Raw genomic sequence first — 21,404 nt, forward strand, 5'->3', positions numbered from 1 at the left:
CTTAGACGCCCTTCTGGATCACGCCGTAGAACACCATCACAGCCGTTACCGCAATCCACGCGATGGTGAGCGGGATGAAGACCTTCCAGCCCAGACGCATGATCTGGTCATAACGGAAACGCGGGAAGCTGGCACGGAACCAGATGTAGGCGCTGGCGAAGAAGAACACCTTCAGCAGCAGCCACGGGGCACCGCCCTTCCAGATCCAGTCGATCCACGGCGAAATGTCCGCCGTGATCCAGCCCTGGAACGGGCTCAGCCAACCGCCGAGGAAGAAGATCGAGATTAGGAAGCTGATCAGGATCATGTTGGCGTATTCGGCCAGGAAGAACAGCGCGAACGCACCACCGGAGTACTCGACCATGTGGCCGGCGACGATTTCCGATTCACCTTCCACCACGTCGAACGGCGCGCGGTTGGTTTCGGCAACGCCGGACACCCAGTACACGATGAACAGCGGGAACAGCGGAATCAGGAACCAGTCGAAGAAGCCGGAGTTGCCGGCCTGCGCCATCACGATGCCGCTCAGGTTCAGGCTGCCGGCCGCGATCATCACGCCGACCAGCGCAAAGCCCATGGCGATTTCGTAACTGATCATCTGCGCCGAGGCGCGCATGGCACCCAGGAAGGCGTACTTGGAGTTGGACGCCCAACCGGCCAGGATGATGCCGTACACGCCCAGCGAGGTCATCGCCAGCAGGTACAGCAGGCCGGCGTTGGCGTTGGACAGCACCACCTGCGCATCGAACGGCACCACCGACCAGGCCGCGAAGGCCGGTGCCAGGGTGATCAGCGGCGCCAGCACGAACATCGCCTTGTGCGAGCTCGCCGGCTGGATGATCTCCTTGAACAGCAGCTTGAAGACGTCGGCGAAGGCCTGGAAGATGCCCATGCCCACGTACATCGGGCCGTGGCGGACGTGCATCCAGCCGATCAGCTTGCGTTCCCAGACCACGAAGAATGCCACCGCGATGATCACCGGCATGGCGATCACCAGGATCTTCAGCACGATCCAGAGCAGCGCGCCAATCTCACCCAGGCCCAGGAGCCATTGGTGGAGCGGGTCGACCGCGTTCAACAGCAATTCGTTCATGCAGCCACCACCGTTACGCGTGCGGCACCCAGCGGTGCGGTTGCACCGTGGCCCGATTCAATCCAGACCGAGCCCGCGGCGACACGGGCGTCGACCACCACCGGCAGCGTGGCGCGACCGGCATCGGTGCCGACCTTGGCCATCTGCCCTTCGACCAGCTGCAGGCGCGCGGCGTCATCGGCATTGAGCACGATGCGCGGCGCGGCGTTGAGCGGGTGCGACTGCAGCGCCTGGGCGCGGCGGACCACTGCATCGGTGCGGTAGATCGCAGCGGTGGACGCCACTTCCAGGCCGTCGCCGGTCACCGGCGTTGCCGCCGAGGTGGACACGGTGACGCTGACCGGAGCCAGGCTGGCACGCAGGCCGGCCAGGTCGGTGAACTCGAATCCGGCCAGGGCCAGTTCGCCGCCCAGTGCGCGCAGCACCCGCCAGCCTTCACGGGCCTCGCCCGGCAGCTTGCCGCCGGCACGGGCCGACTGCTCGCGACCATCGAGGTTGGTCAGGGTGGCGTCGATTTCCGGCAGCGCCCCAATCGGCAGGATCACATCGGCCACATCGCGGGTCGAGGCGCAGGCGAACTGGCTGAAAGCCACGACCTGGGCACCGGCCAGCGCCTTGCGGGCGGCGGCGGTATCGGCGAAATCCAAACCCGGCTCGATGCCGTACAGGGCATAGGCCTTGCGCGGCTGGGCCAGCATGGCGCTGACGTCCTTGCCGGCCGGCAGCACGCCGGCGCGGGACAGGCCCACGGCATTGGCGCCCTGCGGAATGCGGCACAGCTTGGCCCCGGTGGCGGCGGCGAAGTCACGCGCGGCAGCGCGGATCGCGGCAGCCTGCGGGTGGTTTTCGGCGATGCCACCGACGATCAGCACGGCGGTGCCGGTCACGGCCTGGCGCAGGTCGGCGTTGCCCAGGGCCTCGACGAACTTCGACGGGGCCACGATCTGCTTGCCGGCCAGCTTGAAGGCGAAATCGAAATCGACCGGGTTGATCGCGTGGATCTTCGCGTTGCGCGTGGTCTGCGCCTTGCGCAGGCGGGCGTGCAGCAGCGGCAGCTCGTGGCGGATGTTGCTGCCGAGCACGACGATGCTGTCGGCGCCTTCGATCTCGGCCAGCGACAGGCCGAAGATCTCGGCAGTGGCGGCGTCGGAGAAGTCGCGATTGTTGATGCGGTGGTCGATGTTGCCGGTACCCAGGCCGCTGGCGAGACGGGCCAGCAGGGTGCCCTCCTCGTTCGAGGCCGACGGGTGCACCAGCACGCCGAGGTCGTCGCCCTTGTTGGCCGACAGGATCTCGCGGGCAGCGGCCAGGCCTTCAGCCCAGCTCACTTCCTGCCATTCGCCGTTGACCTTGCGCAGCGGCTTGACGGCGCGGTCGGCGCTGTACAGGCCCTGGTGCGAATAACGGTCGCGGTCGGACAGCCAGCATTCGTTAACCAGTTCGTTGTCGCGCGGCACCGAACGCAGCACTTCGCCGCGGCGCACGTGCAGGAACAGGTTCGAGCCCATCGCGTCGTGGTAACCCAGCGATTCGCGCGCGGTCAGTTCCCACGGACGGGCGCGGAACTGGAACACCTTGTTGGTCAGCGCGCCGACCGGGCACACGTCGACGACGTTGCCGGACAGCTCGGTGGTCAGCGGCTTGCCGTCGTAGGTGCCGATCTGCAGGTTTTCACCACGATACATGCCACCCAGTTCATAGGTACCGGCGACGTCGGCGGTGAAGCGGACGCAGCGGGTGCACTGGATGCAGCGGGTCATTTCGGTGGCGACCAGCGGACCGATGTCCTCGTCGGGCACCACGCGCTTGCGCTCGTTGAAGCGGCTCACCGAACGGCCGTAGCCGAGCGAGACGTCCTGCAGCTCGCACTCGCCGCCCTGGTCGCAGATCGGGCAGTCCAGCGGGTGGTTGATGAGCAGGAACTCCATCACCGAACGCTGGAACTTCAGGGCCTTTTCGCTGCGGGTGGCAACCTTCATGCCATCCATCACCGGGGTGGCGCAGGCCGGCGCAGGCTTGGGCGACTTTTCAACGTCGACCAGGCACATGCGGCAGTTGGCCGCGATCGGCAGCTTCTCGTGGTAGCAGAAGCGCGGGATCGAAATGCCCGCCTTGTCGGCGGCCTGGATGATCATCGAGCCCTTGGGCACGACCAGGGACTGGCCGTCGATTTCGACGGTCACATGCCCTTCCGGCACGATCGCCGGGGTGCCACCAGGATTGTTGGGTTGCGCGCTCATGCGGCGGCTGCCTCCACCTTCTTGCCGTCAACCATCGAATGACCGTTGACGATGTAGTACTCGAATTCGTCCCAGAACTGGCGCAGGAAGCCCTGGATGGGCCATGCCGCCGCTTCACCGAACGCGCAGATGGTGTGGCCTTCGATCTGGCCGGCCACTGCCTTCAACTGGTGCAGGTCTTCCATGGTGGCCTTGCCGGCGACGATGCGCTCGAGCACGCGGTGCATCCAGCCGGTGCCTTCACGGCACGGGGTGCACTGGCCACAGGATTCCTTGTGGAAGAACTGGCTGATGCGGCAGGCGAACTTGACGCAGCACACGCTGTCGTCGAGCACCACGATGGCACCCGACCCCAGGCCGGTGCCCAGGGCACGCAGGGTGTCGTAGTCCATCTGCAGGCCCTTGAGCTCTTCGGCCTTCAGCACCGGCATCGAGACGCCGCCCGGCACCGCGCCCTTCAGGGTGCGGCCCGGCTTGAGCCCGCCGGCCATTTCCAGCAGTTCGTCGAAGGTGGTGCCCAGCGGCACTTCGAAGTTGCCGCCCTTCTGCACGCAGCCGGAGACCGAGAAGATCTTCGGGCCGCCGTTCTTGGTCAGGCTCAGGCCCTGGAACCACTCCGGGCCGTTGCGGATGATCGCCGGCACCGAGGCATAGGTCTCGGTGTTGTTGATCGTCGACGGCTTGCCGTACAGGCCGAAGTTGGCCGGGAACGGCGGCTTGTAGCGCGGCTGGCCCTTCTTGCCTTCCAGCGACTCCATCAGCGCGGTTTCTTCGCCGCAGATGTAGGCACCTGCGCCGAGCGCGCCATAGATGTCGATGTCCACGCCGCTGCCGAGGATGTCCTTGCCCAGCCAGCCGTTCGCATACGCGTCGGCAAGGGCCTGCTCGAAGTTCTCGAACGGCTCGTGGTGGAATTCACCACGCAGGTAGTTGTAGCCCACGGTGCTGCCGGTGGCGTAGCAGGCGATTGCCATGCCTTCCACCACCGAATGCGGGTTGTAACGCAGGATGTCGCGGTCCTTGCAGGTACCCGGCTCGGATTCGTCCGAGTTGCACAGGATGTACTTCTGCATGGTGCCCTTGGGCATGAAGGACCACTTCAGGCCGGTCGGGAAGCCGGCGCCACCGCGGCCGCGCAGGTTCGACTGCTTGACCATCTCGATGACCTGCTCCGGCGAGATCTTCTCTTCGAGGATCTTGCGCAGGGCGGCATAACCACCGGTCTTGAGGTAGTTCTCGTACGACCACGGGGTGTCGTAGTGCAAGGTGGTGTAGACCACCTGGTGCGGCAGCGGTGCGGGACCGACCGGGCCCTGGGGTGCGTGATGATGTGCCATGTCTTACTCCAACCCGTCCAGCAGCTCGTCGACTTTCTCGACGGTCAGGCGCTCGTGGTAATGGCCGTTGATGACCATCATCGGCGCACCGGCGCAACCGGCCAGGCATTCTTCTTCACGCTTGAGGTAGATGCGGCCATCGGCGGTGGACTGGCCGGTCTTGCAGCCGAGCTTCTTCTCGGCATGCGCGACCAGGTCTTCGGCGCCGTTCAACCAGCAGCTGATGTTGGTGCAGAAGGCAACGTTGTGGCGGCCGACCTTTTCCAGCTCGAACATCGAGTAGAAACTGGCCACTTCGTAGGCCCACACCGGCGGCAGGTCCAGGTACTTGGCCACGCCGGCGATCAGCTCGTCGGTCAACCAACCGGCGTTCTGTTCCTGGGCGGCGTGCAGGCCCTGCAGCACCGCCGAACGCTTGCGGTCCGGCGGGAACTTGGACAGCCAGTGATCGATGTGCGCGCGCGTCTTGTCGCTCAACACCACCATCGGGTCGACGTCGCGCGCCGCCTCGAAATTACCCGTCGCCTTCATCGGCCGACCTCAGCGAATACCAAATCGTTAAAAACCAGAACCTGCAGCGCCGGCAGCAGCCGGCGGGTGTCAGGCATCGTGCATGCGGTGGCCATTACCGGTCCACCTCGCCGAACACCAGGTCGTAGGTGCCGATCATGGCCACCACGTCGGCGAGCATGTGCCCGCGCACGACCGAGTCGATCGAGGACAGATGGGCGAAGCCCGGCGCGCGCAGGTGCACGCGGAACGGCTTGTTGGCGCCATCGGACATCAGGTAGCAGCCGAATTCGCCCTTGGGCGCTTCAACCGCGGCGTAGGTTTCGCCGGCCGGGACGCAGTAGCCTTCACTGAACAGCTTGAAGTGATGGATCAGCGCTTCCATGTCGTCCTTCATGTCCTCGCGGCTGGGCGGGGCGACCTTGAAGTTCTTGACCATGACCGGGCCGGGGTTGGCACGCAGCCACTGCACGCACTGCTTGATGATGCGGTTGGATTCGCGCATCTCGGCCACGCGGACCAGGTAACGGTCGTAGCAGTCGCCTTCCTTGCCCAGCGGGATGTCGAAATCCACGGCATCGTACTTGGCGTACGGCTGCTTCTTGCGCAGGTCCCAGGCCACGCCCGAGCCACGCAGCATCACGCCGGTCATGCCCCAGGCATGCGCCAGTTCCGGGCTGACCACGCCGATGCCGACCGTACGCTGCTTCCAGATACGGTTGTCGGTGAGCAGGGTTTCGTATTCGTCGACGCGGCCGGGGAACTCGACCGTGAAGTTTTCCAGGAAGTCCAGCAGCGAACCTTCGCGCGAGGCGTTGAGGTTCTTCAGGGCCTTGCCCTTGTGCCAGCGCGATTCCTTGTACTTGGGCATCTGGTCCGGCAGGTCGCGGTAGACGCCGCCCGGACGGTAGTACGCCGCGTGCATGCGCGCGCCGCTGACCGCTTCGTAGCAGTCCATCAGCTCTTCGCGTTCGCGGAAGGCGTACAGCATCACCGCCATCGCGCCCAGGTCGAGCGCGTTGGAACCCAGCCACATCAGGTGGTTCAGGATGCGGGTGATTTCATCGAACATGGTGCGGATGTACTGGGCACGCTCGGGCGCTTCGATCCCCATCAGGGTTTCGATGGCGCGCACGTAGGCGTGCTCGTTGCACATCATGGACACGTAATCCAGGCGGTCCATGTAACCGATGGACTGGTTGAACGGCTTGGATTCGGCCAGCTTTTCGGTACCACGGTGCAGCAGGCCGACGTGCGGGTCGGCGCGCATGATGGTTTCGCCGTCCATTTCCAGGATCAGGCGCAGCACACCGTGCGCGGCCGGATGCTGGGGACCGAAGTTCATGGTGTAGTTGCGGATTTCCTGGCGCAGTTCGGCCGGGTTGCTCGCAAACGCCTGGTGGGCTTGGTGGATCTGGCTCACTTGCTTGCCTCCGTCTGCGCGCTTTCGCCGGCAGCGGTCTGGAAACGGGCGTCGTCACGGATCACGCGCGGCACGCCGACACGCGGCTCGACCGAGGTGACCGGCTCATAGACAACGCGCTTCTTTTCTTCGTCGTAGCGGACTTCGACGTTGCCGATCAGCGGGAAGTCCTTGCGGAACGGATGCCCCACGAAGCCGTAGTCGGTCAGGATGCGGCGCAGGTCGGGGTGGCCTTCGAAGATCACGCCGAACAGGTCGAACGCTTCGCGCTCGAACCAGTTCAGGCCCGGCCACACGCTGGTCAGCGAGGCGACCACCGGCAGTTCCTCGTTCGGCGCAAAGCAGCGGATGCGCATGGTGAGGTTGTGCTGGTAGGAACGCAGCTGGGCGACCACGGCGTAGCGCTGCAGCGGCACCGGCTGCGGCTGGGCGCCATCGCTGGTTTCGCGGGTGGGGAACTCGCCCCAGGCGAAACGGCCGACGGACTTGCCCTCGACGCCGCGGCTGAAGCCCTGCGAGGAGACATCGGAGGTGTCCCACTCGTCGCTGCCGTAGCCGAGGTAATCCAGGCCGCACAGGTCAACGGCCTGCTCGAAACCGAATTCGTCGCGCAGCGCCAGAGCGGTGGCATGCCAGTCAGCGGCGGGCACTTCCAGCGTCACTTCGCCGCGGGGTTCGACCACGAAGACCTGCGCACCAGCGAAACGTGCGGAAAGTCGGTCGATGAAGGATGCTTGCTCTGCCATGGGGGCTTGGCGTGCTCTTGTCAGGAGGAATGTCAGCGGGCGATGGTCTGCGTACGCCAGATCTTCTTCTGCAGCTGCAGGATCCCGTACACCAGCGCTTCGGCGGTAGGCGGACAACCGGGGACGTACACGTCCACCGGCACCACGCGGTCGCAACCACGCACCACTGCATACGAGTAGTGGTAGTAGCCGCCACCGTTGGCGCAGCTGCCCATGGAGATGACCCACTTCGGGTCCGGCATCTGGTCATAGACCTTGCGCAGGGCCGGGGCCATCTTGTTGACCAGGGTGCCGGCCACGATCATCACGTCGGACTGGCGCGGCGACGGGCGGAACACCACGCCGTAGCGGTCAAGGTCCAGGCGCGCGGCACCGGCATGCATCATTTCAACCGCGCAGCAGGCCAGACCGAAGGTCATGGGCCACATCGAGCCGGTACGTGCCCAGTTCAACAGCGCGTCGACGCTGGTGGTCACATAGCCTTTCTCGAGCAGCGGGTTGTCGCCTTCGGGGCGCAGGATGTCATCGACCCGCCCTTCCGGGACCGGGTTGTTCATCAGGCCATCGAGAGTCTGAATTACTCCCATTCCAGCGCTCCCTTCTTCCAGACGTAAATGAAACCGAGGAAAAGCATGCCCACGAACAGGCCCATCGTGACCAGCGAACGTGCGCCCAGCTCCATGAAGACCTGGGTCCACGGCACGATGAAGATGATTTCCAAGTCAAATACGATGAACTGGATGGCGATCAGGTAGTAGCGCACATCGAACTTCATGCGCGCGTCCTCGAAAGCCTCGAAGCCGCATTCGTACGGCGAGAGCTTTTTCAGATCGGGACGCCGGGGACCGAGGAACCGGCCGACCAGCATCAGCGCAACGCCGATACCGGTGGCAACAATCAGAAACAGCAGAGACGGCAAATATTCGGCCAGCACAGCGATTCTCTCTTGCCTCTGCCGCCACGCCTGCAGGCGTCTTGGCATGGGGGAGTGGACGGAAAACGCTACTGGCGCTTTGCGCGCCAGACGTATCCGCTTACAAACAAAATGGTGCCCAAGAGGGGACTCGAACCCCTACGACCTAAGTCGCTACCACCTCAAGGTAGTGCGTCTACCAATTCCGCCACCTGGGCTTACGTATCGCGCCGGGAGTTCCAATCGAATCCCCCAACGCGCCGCATATTGTAACCGTCTTCAGGGAGTCTGGGAGCCTTCCGAAGGCTTTTCTTCACCCGATTTCGGCGTTTCCGCCTGAGCCGGCACAGTAGCCTGCGGAACCGGCTGCTGGACAGCGGCTTCCGGGGCCTTCGGCACGGCCGGCAGCTCACCTGCGGGGACCGCCGGGGCGCTGGGCGCAACCGGGGCAGACATCACGCCGAGGTCCTGCTGGACCGCCGGGCGCGCGCCATGGCTGGCGTACCAGGCCATGAACAGGCTGATGCCGAAGAACACCACGGCCAGCCACTTGGTCGACTTGGACAGGAAGTTGGACGCGCCGCGCGCGCCGAACACCGTGCCCGAAGCGCCGGCACCGAAACCCGAGCCTGCGGCCGCGCCGGAACCACGCTGCATCAGGATGAGCGCGATCATGGACACCGCGACCAGCACGTAGACCACATTGAGGATCAACATCAGCATTTCGAATCCGCCCTCGGGCATGTCAAATAGCGGCCGCCGCATGGGCGATGGCCAGGAAATCCGCGGCCACCAGCGAGGCGCCGCCCACCAGCCCACCATCGACATCGGGCTGCGCGAACAGTTCCGCTGCGTTGTCGGGCTTCACGCTGCCGCCGTACAGGATGGGCAACGAATCGGCAATTCTAGCATCGAGCTTGGCCACTTCGCCACGGATGAACGCGTGGACCTGCTGGGCCTGCTCCTTGGTGGCGGTGCGGCCGGTGCCAATGGCCCAGACCGGCTCATAGGCCACCACGGCATGCTGGAACCCGGCCGGGCCAACCAGCTCCAGCACGGGCGCCAGCTGGCTGGCGATGACGTCTTCGGTCTGGCCAGCCTCACGCTGCTCCAGGGTTTCGCCCACGCACAGCACCGGCACCAGGCCGGCATGCACGGCGGCGGCGAACTTGCGGGCCACCAGCTCGCTGCTCTCATTGTGGTACTGGCGGCGCTCGGAATGGCCGACGAGCCCGTAGCGGGCACCGACGTCGGCCAGCATGGCGGCGCAGACTTCGCCGGTGTAGGCGCCCTTTTCGTTGGAGCTGACGTCCTGTGAGCCAAAAGCGACGGCACGGCCCTCGAAGGCCTCGACCAGCTCGCCCAGGTACGGCAGCGGCGGCAGGATGACGACCTCTACCCCACCCTTCGGCAGGCTGGCGACGATATCGCTGACCAGGTCGGTCGCGAATTGACGGCTGCCGTGCAGCTTCCAGTTACCGGCGACGATCTTGCGGCGCATGGCGGGGCTCCTTTGGGGTATCAGCCGGCAATGATACCGGATGTAACGAATGCGCGTTTCCCGAAAACGCTTACATTTCAAATGGATATTGCAGGAGCCAGAGCCAGAGCCAGAGGCAGAGCCAGAGCAGATCTAGGTTACCGGCTCGTATGGGTTGCGGGGCCGGGCCGGGTGGGGTCACGGGACACGCCGTGAACCCATCCATGGGGGCTTGGCAAAAACATCCATGTTTTTGACAGTCCCTACACCCCACCCGCCCCGACCCCGCCCACGCATGGTCGGCGCGCACGCAGTAGAGCGGTAAGGCGTACCGACCAACGGTCGGCACCTACCGGAACGATCGATCACCCATTGGTAGGCCACGACCGTTGGTCGTGGCGCTGTTTCCGTCCGGCATCGACCCACCTTCGGGGGCGAGGGCCGGTAGAAACCAATAGCCAGGCTGTTCGCGTATGAAACAAGCCACTAATAGAAAAGGCCACCTGATGGTGGCCTTTCCCAATCACTTCAGCTTGATCTCACGCAGTCGCTCTTCGAGGAAGCCATGCGCGGTGATCGGCTCCGGGTAGCGGCTCGGGTTTTCCGGGGTGATGCAGGTCGGCAGCACGTCGATCAGGAAGTCCGGGTTGGGGTGCAGGAAGAACGGCACCGAGTAACGCGGCTGGCGGGCCTGCTCGCCCGGGGGGTTGACCACGCGGTGGATCGTGGACGGGTACACGTGGTTGGTCAGGCGCTGCAGCATGTCGCCGATGTTGACCACGATGGTGTCCGCGTCCGAGGTGAACGGCACCCACTTGCCCTCGTGCGACTGCACTTCCAGGCCGGCCGCGCTGGCGCCCACCAGCAGCGTGATGAAGTTGATGTCGCCATGCGCGCCCGCGCGCACGTTCGGGATGTCGTCGGCGGTGATCGGCGGGTAGTGGATCGGGCGCAGGATCGAATTGCCGTTGTTGGTCTTGTCCGCGAAGAAGTCGATCGGCAGGCCGATGTGCAGCGCCAGGGCCGACAGCACGCGCGAGCCCAGCTTGTCCAGTTCCTGGTACAGGCCGTAGCCCTTCTCCTTGAAGCCCGGGACCTCGGTCGGCCACAGGTTGGGGGCCATCACGTCACGATACTTCGAGTCGTCCGGAATCTCACGGCCGATATGCCAGAACTCCTTCAGGTCGAAGTGCTTGGAGCCCTTCGCCGTTTCCACCCCGAACGGCGTGTAGCCACGCGCACCGCCGGTGCCCGGCAGGTGGTACTGCAGCTTGGTGGCTTCCGGCAGCGCGAAGAAGGCTTTGAATACGTCGTAGGCCGCGTCGATGTCCGCCTGCGGGATGCCGTGGTTGCGGATGCCCGCGAAACCCCATTCACGGTAGGCCGCCCCCAGCTCGGCGACGAAGGCATCGCGGTCACTGTCGAAACGGGTGATGTCGAGGGTGGGGATCTGGCTCACAGCGATTCCTGGCTTGTTCGTGGTGGGTATGCGGGGCCACGCCTGTGGCCCGGCTGAACATTGTGCCAGATCGGACAATCGACGCCGCCGATAGGTTGATACAAACCGATACAATGCGCCCGCCCACCGCGTCGACGCGGCCGGGCGGCACAGGACGCCGCCGCCACGTCTTCCGATTCACCCTATCTGACCGACCCTGCATGGACGTATCGCGCCCCGCCTCCCCTTTGCCCGCACCCACGCGCTGGACGCGACTGGGTTGGCTGAGCCTGTTCACCGCCATCAACGCCTGCGTGGCCATTGCCATCGCCTTGGGCAACACGCCCCTGCACGACAACCCCGGTGGCGCATTGGGGCTGGGCTACCTGGCCCTTGCCCTTCCGGGTCATTTCCTTGCCTTCGGCAGCCTGGTGTCGCTGCTGCCACTGGGCGTGGGGCTGTGGCCGCGCTCGCCGCGGCCGCTGGTGGTCAGCGCCGTGCTGCTGCAGGGCCTGTGGCTGTGCCTGCTGCTGGTGGATGCAAAGGTCTTCGCGCTGTACCGCTTCCACCTCAATGCCATGGTGATGAACATGGTGTTCGGGGGCGCGCTGCAGGACCAGGTGGCCCTGTCCTGGCAGAGCTGGCTGCAGTCGCTGGGCGTGCTGGCGGCCGTGGCCACCGCCGAAGTCCTGCTGGCCTGGGCCTGCTGGAAACTGGTGCCCGACCGCGCCCGGCGCCGCCCGGTGCTGTTGGCCTGGGCCGCCGGGCTGGCGCTGATGGCTACCGGCCAGATCGCCACGGCCTATTACGACGCCCTGGGCGAGCGCGCCGTGACCGGCCAGTGGGCCTACCTGCCGTGGGCGCAGCCGATCACCGCCAAGCGCCACATGCACCGCCTTGGCGTACGCAGCCTGCCGCAGGCCAACCTGCCCGACCCGCGCCACAGCCAGCTGCAGTACCCGCTGCAGCCGCTGCGCTGCCAGAGCCACACCCAACCCAATGTGCTGGTGGTGGTGCTCGAATCGCTGCGGCACGACGCGCTGGATGCCACCACCATGCCCAACACGTGGGCGCTGGCGCAGCAATCGGAGGTGTTCGACCGCCACTACAGCAGCGGCAATGCCACCCGTTATGGCCTGTTCGGCCTGCTCTACGGCCTGCCCGGCGGCTACTGGTCCAGCATGCTCAGCGAACAGCGCGGCTCGATCCTGTTCGAGGTGCTGCAGCAACAGGGTTACGACCTGCACCTGTACGGCAGTGCACCGCTGTACAGCCCCGAATTCGACCGCACCGTGTTCGCCCAGGTACGCGACCAGCTGCATACCGCGCCGTCGTCGTTGCCGGTCGCCGCGCGTGACCAGCACATCGTCGATGCGCTCGGTGCGGACATCCGCCAGCCCGGCGGCGGCCATTGGTTCGGCATGGTGTTCCTGGACAGCACCCACGCGCCGTACCACCTGCCGGAGGCCTACCCGGCGCTGGCCACGCCGATGGCCACGGAAGTGAACTTCCTTGCCTTCGACGACGAGCACGACGCCACGCCCGAGCGCAACCGCTATCGCACCGCCGTGCATTACGCCGATGCCTTGATCGGCCAGCTGCTGGCGACCCTTCGCGAGAGTGGCCAGGCCGACAACACCATCGTGCTGGTCACCGGCGACCACGCCGAAGAATTCAACGACCTGGGCCTGAACTACTGGGGCCACAACGGCAACTTCTCCGACTACCAGATGCAGGTGCCGTTCGTGCTGCACTGGCCCGGGCGCGACCCGGCACGGCACGACGCCGCCAGCAGCCATGAAGACTGGGTGCCGACCCTGATGCGTCACGGGCTGGGCTGCGAGAACGCGCTGGCCGATTTCAGCACCGGCCAGGACCTGTTCGACTCCACCCGCCCGGCGCGTCCCCTGCTGGTGGAAAGCTGGTCGCAGCGCGGCATCCGTGAAGGCGACCGCACCTACGTGTTCGACAAGTTCGGCAACGCCACCACCCTGGACGCCCACTACCTGCCCCTGCACGACCAGCCGCCGGACCCGGCGGCAGTGCGGACTGCCTGGAACGCGTTGACCCACTTCCGCAAGCAATGACGTTGATTATCCAGACCCCTGGAACGTTCATGATGAACAAGCCCCTTAAAATCCTGCACACGGAAGCCGCCAAGGGATTTGGCGGCCAGGAGATCTACATCTACCGGCACATGCTGGCCATGCGCGAGCGCGGCCACGACGTGTCGCTGCTGTGCCAGCCAGGTGCACGCCTGGGCGAAGTGGCGCGCGAAGCGGGCTTCACCGTGCATGCGCTGAAGATGGGTGGGCCGCTGCGGTTGCTGCGCGGCATCTGGTCGGTGAAACGGCTGGTGCGCCGGCACACCTATGACGTGGTCAACACCACCAGCCGCCGCGACGCACTCATTGCCGCCGCCGGTGCGCGCCTGGCCGGCGCGCCGCTGGTGGTGCGCTCACGGCACCTGATGAGCCCGGTCAACTCCCTGCTCACCTACACCGGCCTGCCGCACCGGGTGCTGACCGTGAGCAGCTTCGTGAAGCAGCTGCTGGTCCACCGCGGGGTGGCCGACGGCCACATCGGCATCGTTCCGCCCATCGCCGTGCCGCCGCAGTGGTCGCAGGTGCACAGCGATGATGCCTGGCAATGCCTGCAGGAAACCCGTGCCGAGGTTCGCCGCGAACTCGGCTTCAGCGACGACCAGATCGTGGTCGGCTGCGTCGCGGTGCTGCGCGAAGCCAAGGGCCACGCCGACCTGCTGCGCGCCATGGCCCCGCTGTGCCGCCAGCAGCCGAACCTGCAGCTGGTGATCGTGGGCGACGGCCAACCCGTGCTGGATCAACTCAAGGCGCTGCGCGAAGCGCTCGGCATCGCCGCGCAGGTCCACCTGCTCGGCTACCGCCACGGCGCCTGCCGGTTGATGACCGGCTTCGACATCTTTGCCCTGGCCACCCACAAGGAGGCCGCCGGCACGGTATTCCTCGAAGCCGCCTACGTCGGCGTGCCGATCGTCGCCACCCGCGTCGGCGGCGTGCCGGAGATGCTTTTGGAAGGCAGCAATGCCCTGCTCGCCCCGCTCGGCGACCAGGCCGCGCTCACCCGCGCGCTGCAGACCCTGGTCGAGCAGCCAGAGCGACGCCGGCAGATGGGCCAGGCCGGGTGGGACTGGATGCGCAGCGCGCACCGCTTCACCCCGACCGGGCACACTGAAGCCACTGAACACTACTACCACCAGTGGTTGAAGGAACTGGGCCATGGCCAACGCTAGAACCGTGCCGGTGCTGATGCACCACCACGTGTCGCCCTCGCCGGGCATGATCACGGTGTCGCCGGAAAACTTTGAAAGCCAGATCGCCTGGCTGGCCGGCAACGGCTGGACCTCGCTCACGCTCGAGCAGTACGCCGGCTTCCTGGCCGGCAAGCCCGTCCCACGGAAGTCCATCGTGATCACCTTCGATGACGGTTACCTGGACAACTGGGTGTACGCGCACCCGATCCTGCAGAAGTACGGCATGCACGCCGTGGTGTTCGTGGTCACCGGCTGGATGGGCGAAGGCCCGGTACGGCCGCACGCCGGCCAGCCCGGCGCGGCACTGCCCCCCACGCCCGACCATCGCGGCTGTGAGGCGGCGATCCTGCGCGAGAACCGCCACGACGACGTGATGATGCGCTGGAGCGAAGCGCGCGCCATGATCGACGCCGGCACCTTCGAAGTGCACTGCCACACCCACACCCACACGCGCTGGATGAAGCAGGACATCAGCCGCGAACAGAAGCGCGAAGGCATCACCCGCGACCTGGAAATGGCGCGCGGCGTGCTGCAGGAGCAGCTGGGCGAAGTGTCCGACACGCTGTGCTGGCCCTACGGCGATTTCGACGAGGACTACCTGCCCATCGCACGCGCGCAGGGCTTCCGCTACCTGCACACCACCCACCCGTTCGGCCGCAACGTGGTCGGCGGCGATCCGGAACACATCTACCGTTTCGCCATCCGCAATCGCCCCGCCAGCTGGCTGCGCAAGCGCATCGCGTGGAGTTACCACCCCTTGATCGCGCCGGTGTTCAACCGCTTCAAGGCCAGGCAGAAAAGAATGGTGCCGGGGCCGTAACGCAAAAAAACCCGGCCGAAGCCGGGTTTTTCATTACGCTGCGGCTGCTGCTTTCACCGCGCCGGACAGGCTGTCCAGTGTGGCCTGCATCAGCTCGGCGGTATCTGCTTCAACCGTGACGCGCACCACCGGCTCGGTGCCGGAGGGGCGCAGGAACGCGCGGCCGCGGCCCTTGACCGCCTGCTGCGCAGCGGCCAGTGCCGATTGCACGCCTTCGGACTGCACGATCAACTTTGCAGAAACATCCGCCAGGCGCACGTTGACCGTCTTCTGCGGTACCCGGGTCAGCCCGACCAGCGATTCGCGCAGGCTCTTGCCTTCGCGACGCAGCACTTCCAGGACCTGCAGCGCACTGACGATCGCATCGCCCGTGGTAGCGCGATCCAGGCATAGCAGGTGCCCCGACGCTTCACCACCGAGCACCCCGCCACCTTCCACCAGCGCCTGGTGCACGTAGCGGTCGCCCACGTTGCTGCGCTGGAACGGCAGGCCCAGGCGTTCAAGCGCCTGCTCCAGCCCGAAGTTCGTCATCAGCGTGCCCACCACCGGACCGCGCAGGCGCCCGCTGCGCTGCCACGACGGGGCCAGCACATACAGCAGGTCGTCCCCGTCGACCGGGTTGCCCTGGTCATCGGCCATCAACACGCGGTCACCGTCACCATCGAACGCGATGCCCAGGTCTGCACCCACCTCACGCACCTTGGCCGCCAGGTTGTCGATGTGCATCGAACCGACGCCATCGTTGATGTTGACCCCGTTCGGCTCGGCACCGATGGCCACCACTTCCGCACCCAGCTCCCGGAACAGCAGCGGCGCGATGTGGTACGTGGCGCCGTGCGCGCAGTCCAGCACGATCTTCAACCCGCGCAGGTCAAAACCGCGCGGCACGCTGGCCTTGCAGAACTCGATGTAGCGGCCCACTGCATCACGACCGCGCGCGGCCTTGCCCAGCCGATCCGAATCGGCCGTGGTGAAATCGGTATCCAGCGCCGCTTCCAGCGCCAGCTCCGTTGCATCGTCGAGCTTCTCGCCATCGGCGGAGAAGAACTTGATGCCGTTGTCGTAATGCGGGTTGTGCGAGGCACTGATCACGATGCCGGCGTCTGCGCCCAGCGTACGGGTCAGGAACGCGACCGCCGGGGTCGGCATCGGCCCGAGCAGCTGCACGTCGGCCCCGGCCGCGACCAGCCCGGCTTCCAGCGCCGCTTCGAACATGTAGCCCGAAATGCGCGTGTCCTTGCCGATCACCACCACCGGCCGATGACCGTTACGCTCGGTCAGCACGCGGCCCAGCGCATTGCCCAAGCGCAGCACGAAGTCCGCCGAGATGACGCCCTGCCCGACCCGACCGCGGATGCCGTCGGTGCCGAAATACCTGCGCGCGCCCATCAGGCAGCAGCGTCCGGGGCGGGCTGGCGGCCCAGCATGGCCAGCAGGTCGGACAGGCGGTCACGCATCTCGCGGCGGTCGCAGATCTGGTCGATGGCGCCGTGCTCGAGCAGGAACTCCGAGCGCTGGAAACCTTCCGGCAGCTTCTCGCGCACCGTCTGCTCGATCACGCGCGGGCCGGCGAAGCCGATCAGCGCCTGCGGCTCGGCGATGTTGATGTCGCCCAGCATCGCGAACGATGCGGACACGCCACCGGTGGTGGGATGGGTCAGCACCGAAATGTACGGCAGCCCCGCCGCGCGCAGGCGACCGAGCGCTGCCGAGGTCTTGGCCATCTGCATCAGCGAGAACAGGCCTTCCTGCATGCGCGCACCGCCACTGGCGGAGAAGCACACGTACGGCGCGCCGATTTCCAGCGCCTTTTCCGCGGCCAGCGAGAAGCGCTCGCCGACCACCGAGCCCATCGAGCCGCCCATGAAGGCGAAATCGAAGGCCGAGGCCACCAGCGGCCGCCCCTTGAGCAGACCCTGCATGGCGATCAGTGCATCGTATTCGCCGGTGTTCTTCTGCGAGGCCTTGATGCGCTCGCTGTACTTTTTCTGGTCCTTGAACTTGAGCAGGTCGGTCGGCCCCAGGCGCGCGGCGATTTCAGTGGTGCTGTCAGCGTCGAACAACGACGCCAGGCGCGCCCGCGCGCGGATGGCCATGTGGTGGCCACACTTGGGGCAGACTTCCAGGTTCTCTTCCAGCTCAGGACCGTAAAGCGCGCTGCCGCAGCTGCTGCACTTCTCCCACAGGCCCTCGGGGACGCTGCGCTTCTTGCTGGGGACGTTGTCGGTGCGGATGCCCGACGGCATCAACTTGCTGAGCCAACTCATGCGGGATGACACTTCCGTTCAGGGCGGCCCGAGGGCCGCAAAGGCGGACAGTCTAGCTCACCCGTTCCACGGCCGGGACCCCCTGCCGGCGGGGTTATCCCGGCGTGAAAACCATGCTGGGCCGTACGTTGCGGCCTTCTCAGGCGTCCAGCGCGGCGCGCAGCGGCTGCAGGAAGCTACGCGCCACCTGGGCAGCGCCGGCGGCATCGACCGTCTCGGCCAAGGCCGCCACCAGCGCGCTGCCGACCACCACGCCATCGGCCTCTACGGCCATGGCGGCGGCGCTCTCTGCGTCCTTGATGCCGAACCCGGCCACCACCGGCACGGTCGAGCGGCTGCGCAGGTCACGCAGGCGGGTACCGGCAGCGCTGCTGTCGAGCCGTTCCGACGCACCGGTGACACCGGCAAAACTTACGTAATAGAGATAACCCCTGGCCATCGACGAAAGCAGATCCAGCCGGGCGTCCGCCGTGGTCGGCGATGCCAGCAGGATCAGCGCCAGGCCAGCAGCGGTGAAGATCTCCAGGGTTTCGGCCGCCTCTTCCGGCGGCAGGTCCACCAGCAGCACACCGTCCACGCCCGCCGCGATCGCCGCCTCGGCAAAGCGCGCCGTGCCGTGGATCTCCACCGGGTTCAGATACCCCATCAGCACCACCGGGGTGGTGGTGTCGTCACGCCGGAACGCCTGCACCGTGTCCAGCACGTAACGCAGGCCAGCGCCGCGCGCCAGCGCGCGTTCGGAGCTGCGCTGGATGGTCGGGCCATCGGCCATCGGGTCAGAGAACGGCACCCCGAGTTCGATCACGTCCGCACCGGCAGCGGCCAGCGCATGCATCACCGGCACGGTCGCATCCAGGCCCGGATCGCCGGCGGTGATGAACGGAATCAGCGCCTTGCGGCGACTGGCACGCAGGCGGGCGAAACAGGCGTCGATACGGGCAACAGGCATTTCAGGCACATCCTTCTTTCAATTCAACGGCGCCACTGGCGCCCCAGTACAGCTTCGATATCACCCCGCCGAAGATCTCCAGCCGGATCGCCAGATCCGAACCGGGGTCCTGCCAGGTCAGGTACTCACCCACGTCCGGGTCGTAGGCATGCGGTGTGCGGGTGCTGCCAGGGGGCAGGCGTTTGAGCGCGTCGTCCAGCGACATGCCCAGGCGCAGGCCGAACGGCCCCGGCTGGACAATCGCCTCGTAGGAACCGTCGATGGTGTCGAGGTCGAAGCGCTGCACGTGGCCGTCATCGACCATCATCGACACCCCTTCGGGCAGGCTGCCACGCTCGTAGTACTCACAGGCGCGCGCACCATCGCCTTCGCTCAGGCCGGCCGAATGCCATGCGCCGTCCGCTTCGACTTCGCTGAAACGCTGGCCGATCAGCACGTCGCCGGCATGATCCAGCGCGACCGAGACCACGGCCGGCGCATCGGTCTGGTCCGCGGGCGGTGCGTCCTGCGCTGCATCCTCGAACGGGCGATCTGCCACATCATCATTGCTCGCCGGCAGCCGGGCCGGCGCAATGGCCGCCGGCGTCGCCGCAGGGGCCAGCACGGGCGGCTCGGGCGGCCTGCAACCGGCCAGACCGACCACGATCAGCAGCGCACGTCCCTGGCGCAGCACTGGATTCACAGAACCAGGCCCTCGCGCGCGGCAATGGTGTGCACGTCCTTGTCACCACGGCCGGACAGGTTGCACAGCACCAGCTTGTCGCTGGGCAGCGTGCGCGCGATCTTGATCGCCTGGGCCACCGCGTGGCTGGATTCCAGCGCGGCCAGGATGCCTTCGCTGTGCGCCAGCTGGTGGAACGCAGCCAGCGCTTCATCGTCGGTGATGCCCACGTATTCGGCGCGACCGGCGTCGGCCAGGAACGCGTGTTCCGGGCCCACGCCGGGGTAATCCAGCCCGGCCGAGACCGAGTGGGTTTCAATGATCTGGCCGTCGTCGTCGCAGATCACATAGGTGCGGTTGCCATGCAGCACGCCCGGGCGGCCTGCCGCGATGGAGGCCGCGTGGCGCCCGGTCTCGATGCCGTCACCGGCCGCTTCGGCGCCGACGATGCGCACGTCGCGATCGTTGAGGAAGGCATGGAACAGGCCGATGGCATTGCTGCCGCCGCCGACGCAGGCAGTGATCGCATCGGGCAGGCGACCGTAATCGGTGAGCATCTGTGCGCGTGCTTCGCGGCCGACGATGGCGTTGAAGTCACGCACCATGCGCGGGTACGGATCCGGGCCGGCGACGGTGCCGATGATGTAGAAGGTATCGCGTACGTTGGTGACCCAGTCGCGCATGGCTTCGTTGAGCGCATCCTTGAGCGTGGCCGAGCCCGACGTGACCGGCACCACCGTCGCGCCCAGCAGCTTCATGCGGTAGACGTTGATCTTCTGCCGCTCGATGTCGGTGGCGCCCATGTACACCACGCATTCCAGGCCCAGCCGTGCGGCCACGGTGGCGCTGGCCACGCCGTGCTGGCCGGCACCGGTCTCGGCGATGATGCGCTTCTTGCCCATCCGCGCGGCCAGCAGGGCCTGGCCGATGGTGTTGTTGATCTTGTGCGCGCCGGTGTGGTTCAGGTCTTCGCGCTTGAGCAGGATCTGCGCGCCGCCGACCTGCCGGCTCAGCCGCTCGGCGTGGTAGATCGGGCTGGGCCGGCCCACGTAATGGGTGAGGTCCTTGTCATAGGCGGCAATGAAGGCGGGGTCACGGCGCGCTTCGTCATAGGCCGCCGCCAGCTCCTGCAGTGGCCCGATCAGCGTTTCGGCAACGAAACTGCCGCCATAGCGGCCGAAATGGCCGTTGGCGTCGGGATAGGCGTGGAAATCGGTGATGGGGGGGACGGGCGATACGGACATGACGCGACAGCCGTTGGAGACAGGCTGACAATTTAGCGCACATGTGGTGACCGGAATATCGATATTATCTGCACAATCACGTCAGGAAAACTCACATGAGCCAGACGCCGTTGCCGCCCCTCAACGCGCTGCGCAGCTTCGAGGCCACCGCCCGGCTGGGCGGCGTGGCACGCGCCGCAGAAGCGCTGCATGTGACCCACGGGGCGATCAGCCGCCAGCTGCGGCTGCTCGAGGAGCACCTCGGGCTGGCGCTGTTCGAACGCGCCGGCCGCGGCCTGCGCCTGACCGCCGCCGGCCAGGCGCTGCAGGTTGCCTGCGCCGGGGCGTTCACCCAGATCCGCGAGGCGGTGGACACCCTGCAGCGTCGGCAGCGGCCGGAGGCGCTGGTCCTGGGCTGCAGCGGCAGCATCCTGGCGCGCTGGATGATTCCACGCCTGCCCGCGCTGCAGGCCGACCTGCCGCAGGTGCCGCTGCACTGGTCGGCGCAGGACGGCAGCTTCACCGAACAGCAGCAGGCGCTGGATGCGGTGCTGCTGCTGGCGCAGCCGCCGTGGCCTCGTGGCTGGCAGGTGCGCGAACTGGCCCCGGAACGGGTCGGCGTGGTGGTCAGCCCGCAGCATCCGGCTGCGGTGCGCCTGCGCCAGCAGCCACCGCACGCACTGCTGCGCGAACCGCTGCTGCACACCACCTCGCGCCCGCAGGCGTGGCCGGACTGGGCGTTGTCGCATCAGCTGGATCCGGCGCAGCTGCAGCTGGGCACCGGGTTCGAGCACCTGTACTACCTGCTGGAGGCGGCGGTGGCAGGACTCGGCGTGGCGATCGCGCCGGAGCCCCTGGTGGCCGATGAGCTGGCGGCCGGGCGCCTGCTGGCGCCGTGGGGTTTTGCCGCAACCGGTGGCTTCTGGGTGCTGGCCACCCCGGAGGGTGGCCAGGATCCGCGGGTGGAATCCTTGGCCGGGTGGTTGGCCAAACAGCTGCGGTAGGGTCGTTC

General features: G+C 66.5%; 20 protein-coding genes and 1 tRNA gene. 4 read left to right on the top strand and 17 right to left on the bottom strand.

Annotation, left to right across the window (positions count from 1 at the left end):
• Position 1: 1 nt before the first annotated feature.
• From nuoH to SOM39_RS02625, 12 genes are all read right to left on the bottom strand, one after another.
• Entirely contained in the window at positions 2-1,093 is a 1,092-nt protein-coding gene (gene nuoH / locus SOM39_RS02570; RefSeq protein WP_068853406.1) for an NADH-quinone oxidoreductase subunit NuoH, read from the bottom strand.
• On the bottom strand, positions 1,090-3,333 hold the full coding sequence (nuoG, locus tag SOM39_RS02575) for an NADH-quinone oxidoreductase subunit NuoG (RefSeq protein WP_320457389.1): 2,244 nt from the start codon (positions 3,331-3,333) through the stop codon (positions 1,090-1,092). The genes nuoH and nuoG overlap by 4 nt, the downstream gene beginning before the upstream one ends.
• Entirely contained in the window at positions 3,330-4,670 is a 1,341-nt protein-coding gene (gene nuoF, locus SOM39_RS02580) for an NADH-quinone oxidoreductase subunit NuoF (protein ID WP_093532774.1), read from the bottom strand. The genes nuoG and nuoF overlap by 4 nt, the downstream gene beginning before the upstream one ends.
• A gap of 3 nt (positions 4,671-4,673) precedes the next feature.
• Positions 4,674-5,201 (bottom strand): NADH-quinone oxidoreductase subunit NuoE, encoded by a 528-nt coding sequence (gene nuoE / locus SOM39_RS02585; protein ID WP_070207226.1) that lies wholly within the window; start codon positions 5,199-5,201, stop codon positions 4,674-4,676.
• 94 nt (positions 5,202-5,295) lie between these two features.
• Complete coding sequence (locus SOM39_RS02590) at positions 5,296-6,603, bottom strand: NADH-quinone oxidoreductase subunit D (RefSeq protein WP_068853412.1); 1,308 nt, start codon at positions 6,601-6,603, stop codon at positions 5,296-5,298.
• Complete coding sequence (locus SOM39_RS02595; protein ID WP_068853414.1) at positions 6,600-7,349, bottom strand: NADH-quinone oxidoreductase subunit C; 750 nt, start codon at positions 7,347-7,349, stop codon at positions 6,600-6,602. Before SOM39_RS02595 ends, SOM39_RS02590 begins: the two co-directional genes overlap by 4 nt.
• Positions 7,350-7,381: 32 nt before the next feature.
• A complete protein-coding gene (locus tag SOM39_RS02600) occupies positions 7,382-7,936 on the bottom strand; it encodes a NuoB/complex I 20 kDa subunit family protein (RefSeq protein WP_017354657.1) in 555 nt (184 codons plus the stop codon).
• Complete coding sequence (locus tag SOM39_RS02605; protein ID WP_026069699.1) at positions 7,927-8,283, bottom strand: NADH-quinone oxidoreductase subunit A; 357 nt, start codon at positions 8,281-8,283, stop codon at positions 7,927-7,929. The genes SOM39_RS02600 and SOM39_RS02605 overlap by 10 nt, the downstream gene beginning before the upstream one ends.
• A 112-nt stretch (positions 8,284-8,395) precedes the next feature.
• Positions 8,396-8,480 (bottom strand) — tRNA-Leu (locus SOM39_RS02610).
• A gap of 61 nt (positions 8,481-8,541) precedes the next feature.
• Positions 8,542-8,985: a preprotein translocase subunit SecG gene (secG, locus tag SOM39_RS02615; protein WP_095363552.1), complete on the bottom strand. Its 444-nt coding sequence runs from the start codon at positions 8,983-8,985 to the stop codon at positions 8,542-8,544.
• 22 nt (positions 8,986-9,007) lie between these two features.
• Positions 9,008-9,763 (bottom strand): triose-phosphate isomerase, encoded by a 756-nt coding sequence (gene tpiA, locus SOM39_RS02620; protein WP_217537233.1) that lies wholly within the window; start codon positions 9,761-9,763, stop codon positions 9,008-9,010.
• A 502-nt stretch (positions 9,764-10,265) separates the two neighbouring features.
• Positions 10,266-11,201, bottom strand: a complete 936-nt coding sequence (locus tag SOM39_RS02625; protein ID WP_068853418.1) for an isopenicillin N synthase family dioxygenase — start codon at positions 11,199-11,201, stop codon at positions 10,266-10,268.
• A 200-nt stretch (positions 11,202-11,401) separates the two neighbouring features.
• On the opposite strand from SOM39_RS02625, the gene SOM39_RS02630 reads away from it, so the two are divergent.
• From SOM39_RS02630 to SOM39_RS02640, 3 genes are read left to right on the top strand one after another with little or no spacing between them, the layout of a single operon-like run.
• Positions 11,402-13,267 carry a DUF3413 domain-containing protein gene (locus SOM39_RS02630; protein WP_320457390.1) on the top strand — a complete coding sequence of 622 codons (1,866 nt, stop codon included), beginning with the start codon at positions 11,402-11,404 and terminating at the stop codon, positions 13,265-13,267.
• Between the two features lie 32 nt (positions 13,268-13,299).
• A complete protein-coding gene (locus tag SOM39_RS02635; protein WP_320457391.1) occupies positions 13,300-14,451 on the top strand; it encodes a glycosyltransferase family 4 protein in 1,152 nt (383 codons plus the stop codon).
• Complete coding sequence (locus SOM39_RS02640) at positions 14,438-15,292, top strand: polysaccharide deacetylase family protein (RefSeq protein ID WP_320457392.1); 855 nt, start codon at positions 14,438-14,440, stop codon at positions 15,290-15,292. The genes SOM39_RS02635 and SOM39_RS02640 overlap by 14 nt, the downstream gene beginning before the upstream one ends.
• A gap of 33 nt (positions 15,293-15,325) precedes the next feature.
• Here SOM39_RS02640 and glmM read toward each other — a convergent pair whose 3' ends face one another.
• The 5 genes from glmM to trpB all read right to left on the bottom strand — a co-directional run bounded on the left by glmM (position 15,326) and on the right by trpB (position 20,413).
• Complete coding sequence (glmM, locus tag SOM39_RS02645) at positions 15,326-16,681, bottom strand: phosphoglucosamine mutase (RefSeq protein ID WP_320457393.1); 1,356 nt, start codon at positions 16,679-16,681, stop codon at positions 15,326-15,328.
• Complete coding sequence (gene accD, locus SOM39_RS02650; RefSeq protein WP_068853426.1) at positions 16,681-17,559, bottom strand: acetyl-CoA carboxylase, carboxyltransferase subunit beta; 879 nt, start codon at positions 17,557-17,559, stop codon at positions 16,681-16,683. Before accD ends, glmM begins: the two co-directional genes overlap by 1 nt.
• A 139-nt stretch (positions 17,560-17,698) precedes the next feature.
• Entirely contained in the window at positions 17,699-18,508 is an 810-nt protein-coding gene (trpA, locus tag SOM39_RS02655; RefSeq protein WP_320457394.1) for a tryptophan synthase subunit alpha, read from the bottom strand.
• A 1-nt stretch (position 18,509) separates the two neighbouring features.
• Positions 18,510-19,190, bottom strand: coding sequence for a hypothetical protein (locus SOM39_RS02660; protein ID WP_320457395.1), 681 nt, complete (start codon positions 19,188-19,190; stop codon positions 18,510-18,512).
• Entirely contained in the window at positions 19,187-20,413 is a 1,227-nt protein-coding gene (gene trpB, locus SOM39_RS02665; RefSeq protein ID WP_320457396.1) for a tryptophan synthase subunit beta, read from the bottom strand. Before trpB ends, SOM39_RS02660 begins: the two co-directional genes overlap by 4 nt.
• Positions 20,414-20,508: 95 nt before the next feature.
• Between trpB and SOM39_RS02670 the strand changes: the two genes are divergently transcribed.
• Positions 20,509-21,396, top strand: coding sequence for a LysR family transcriptional regulator (locus tag SOM39_RS02670; RefSeq protein ID WP_095363462.1), 888 nt, complete (start codon positions 20,509-20,511; stop codon positions 21,394-21,396).
• Positions 21,397-21,404 lie beyond the last annotated feature (8 nt).

The organism is Stenotrophomonas sp. CFBP8994 (assembly GCF_034044835.1).
Taxonomy (GTDB): Bacteria; Pseudomonadota; Gammaproteobacteria; order Xanthomonadales; family Xanthomonadaceae; genus Stenotrophomonas; species Stenotrophomonas rhizophila_A.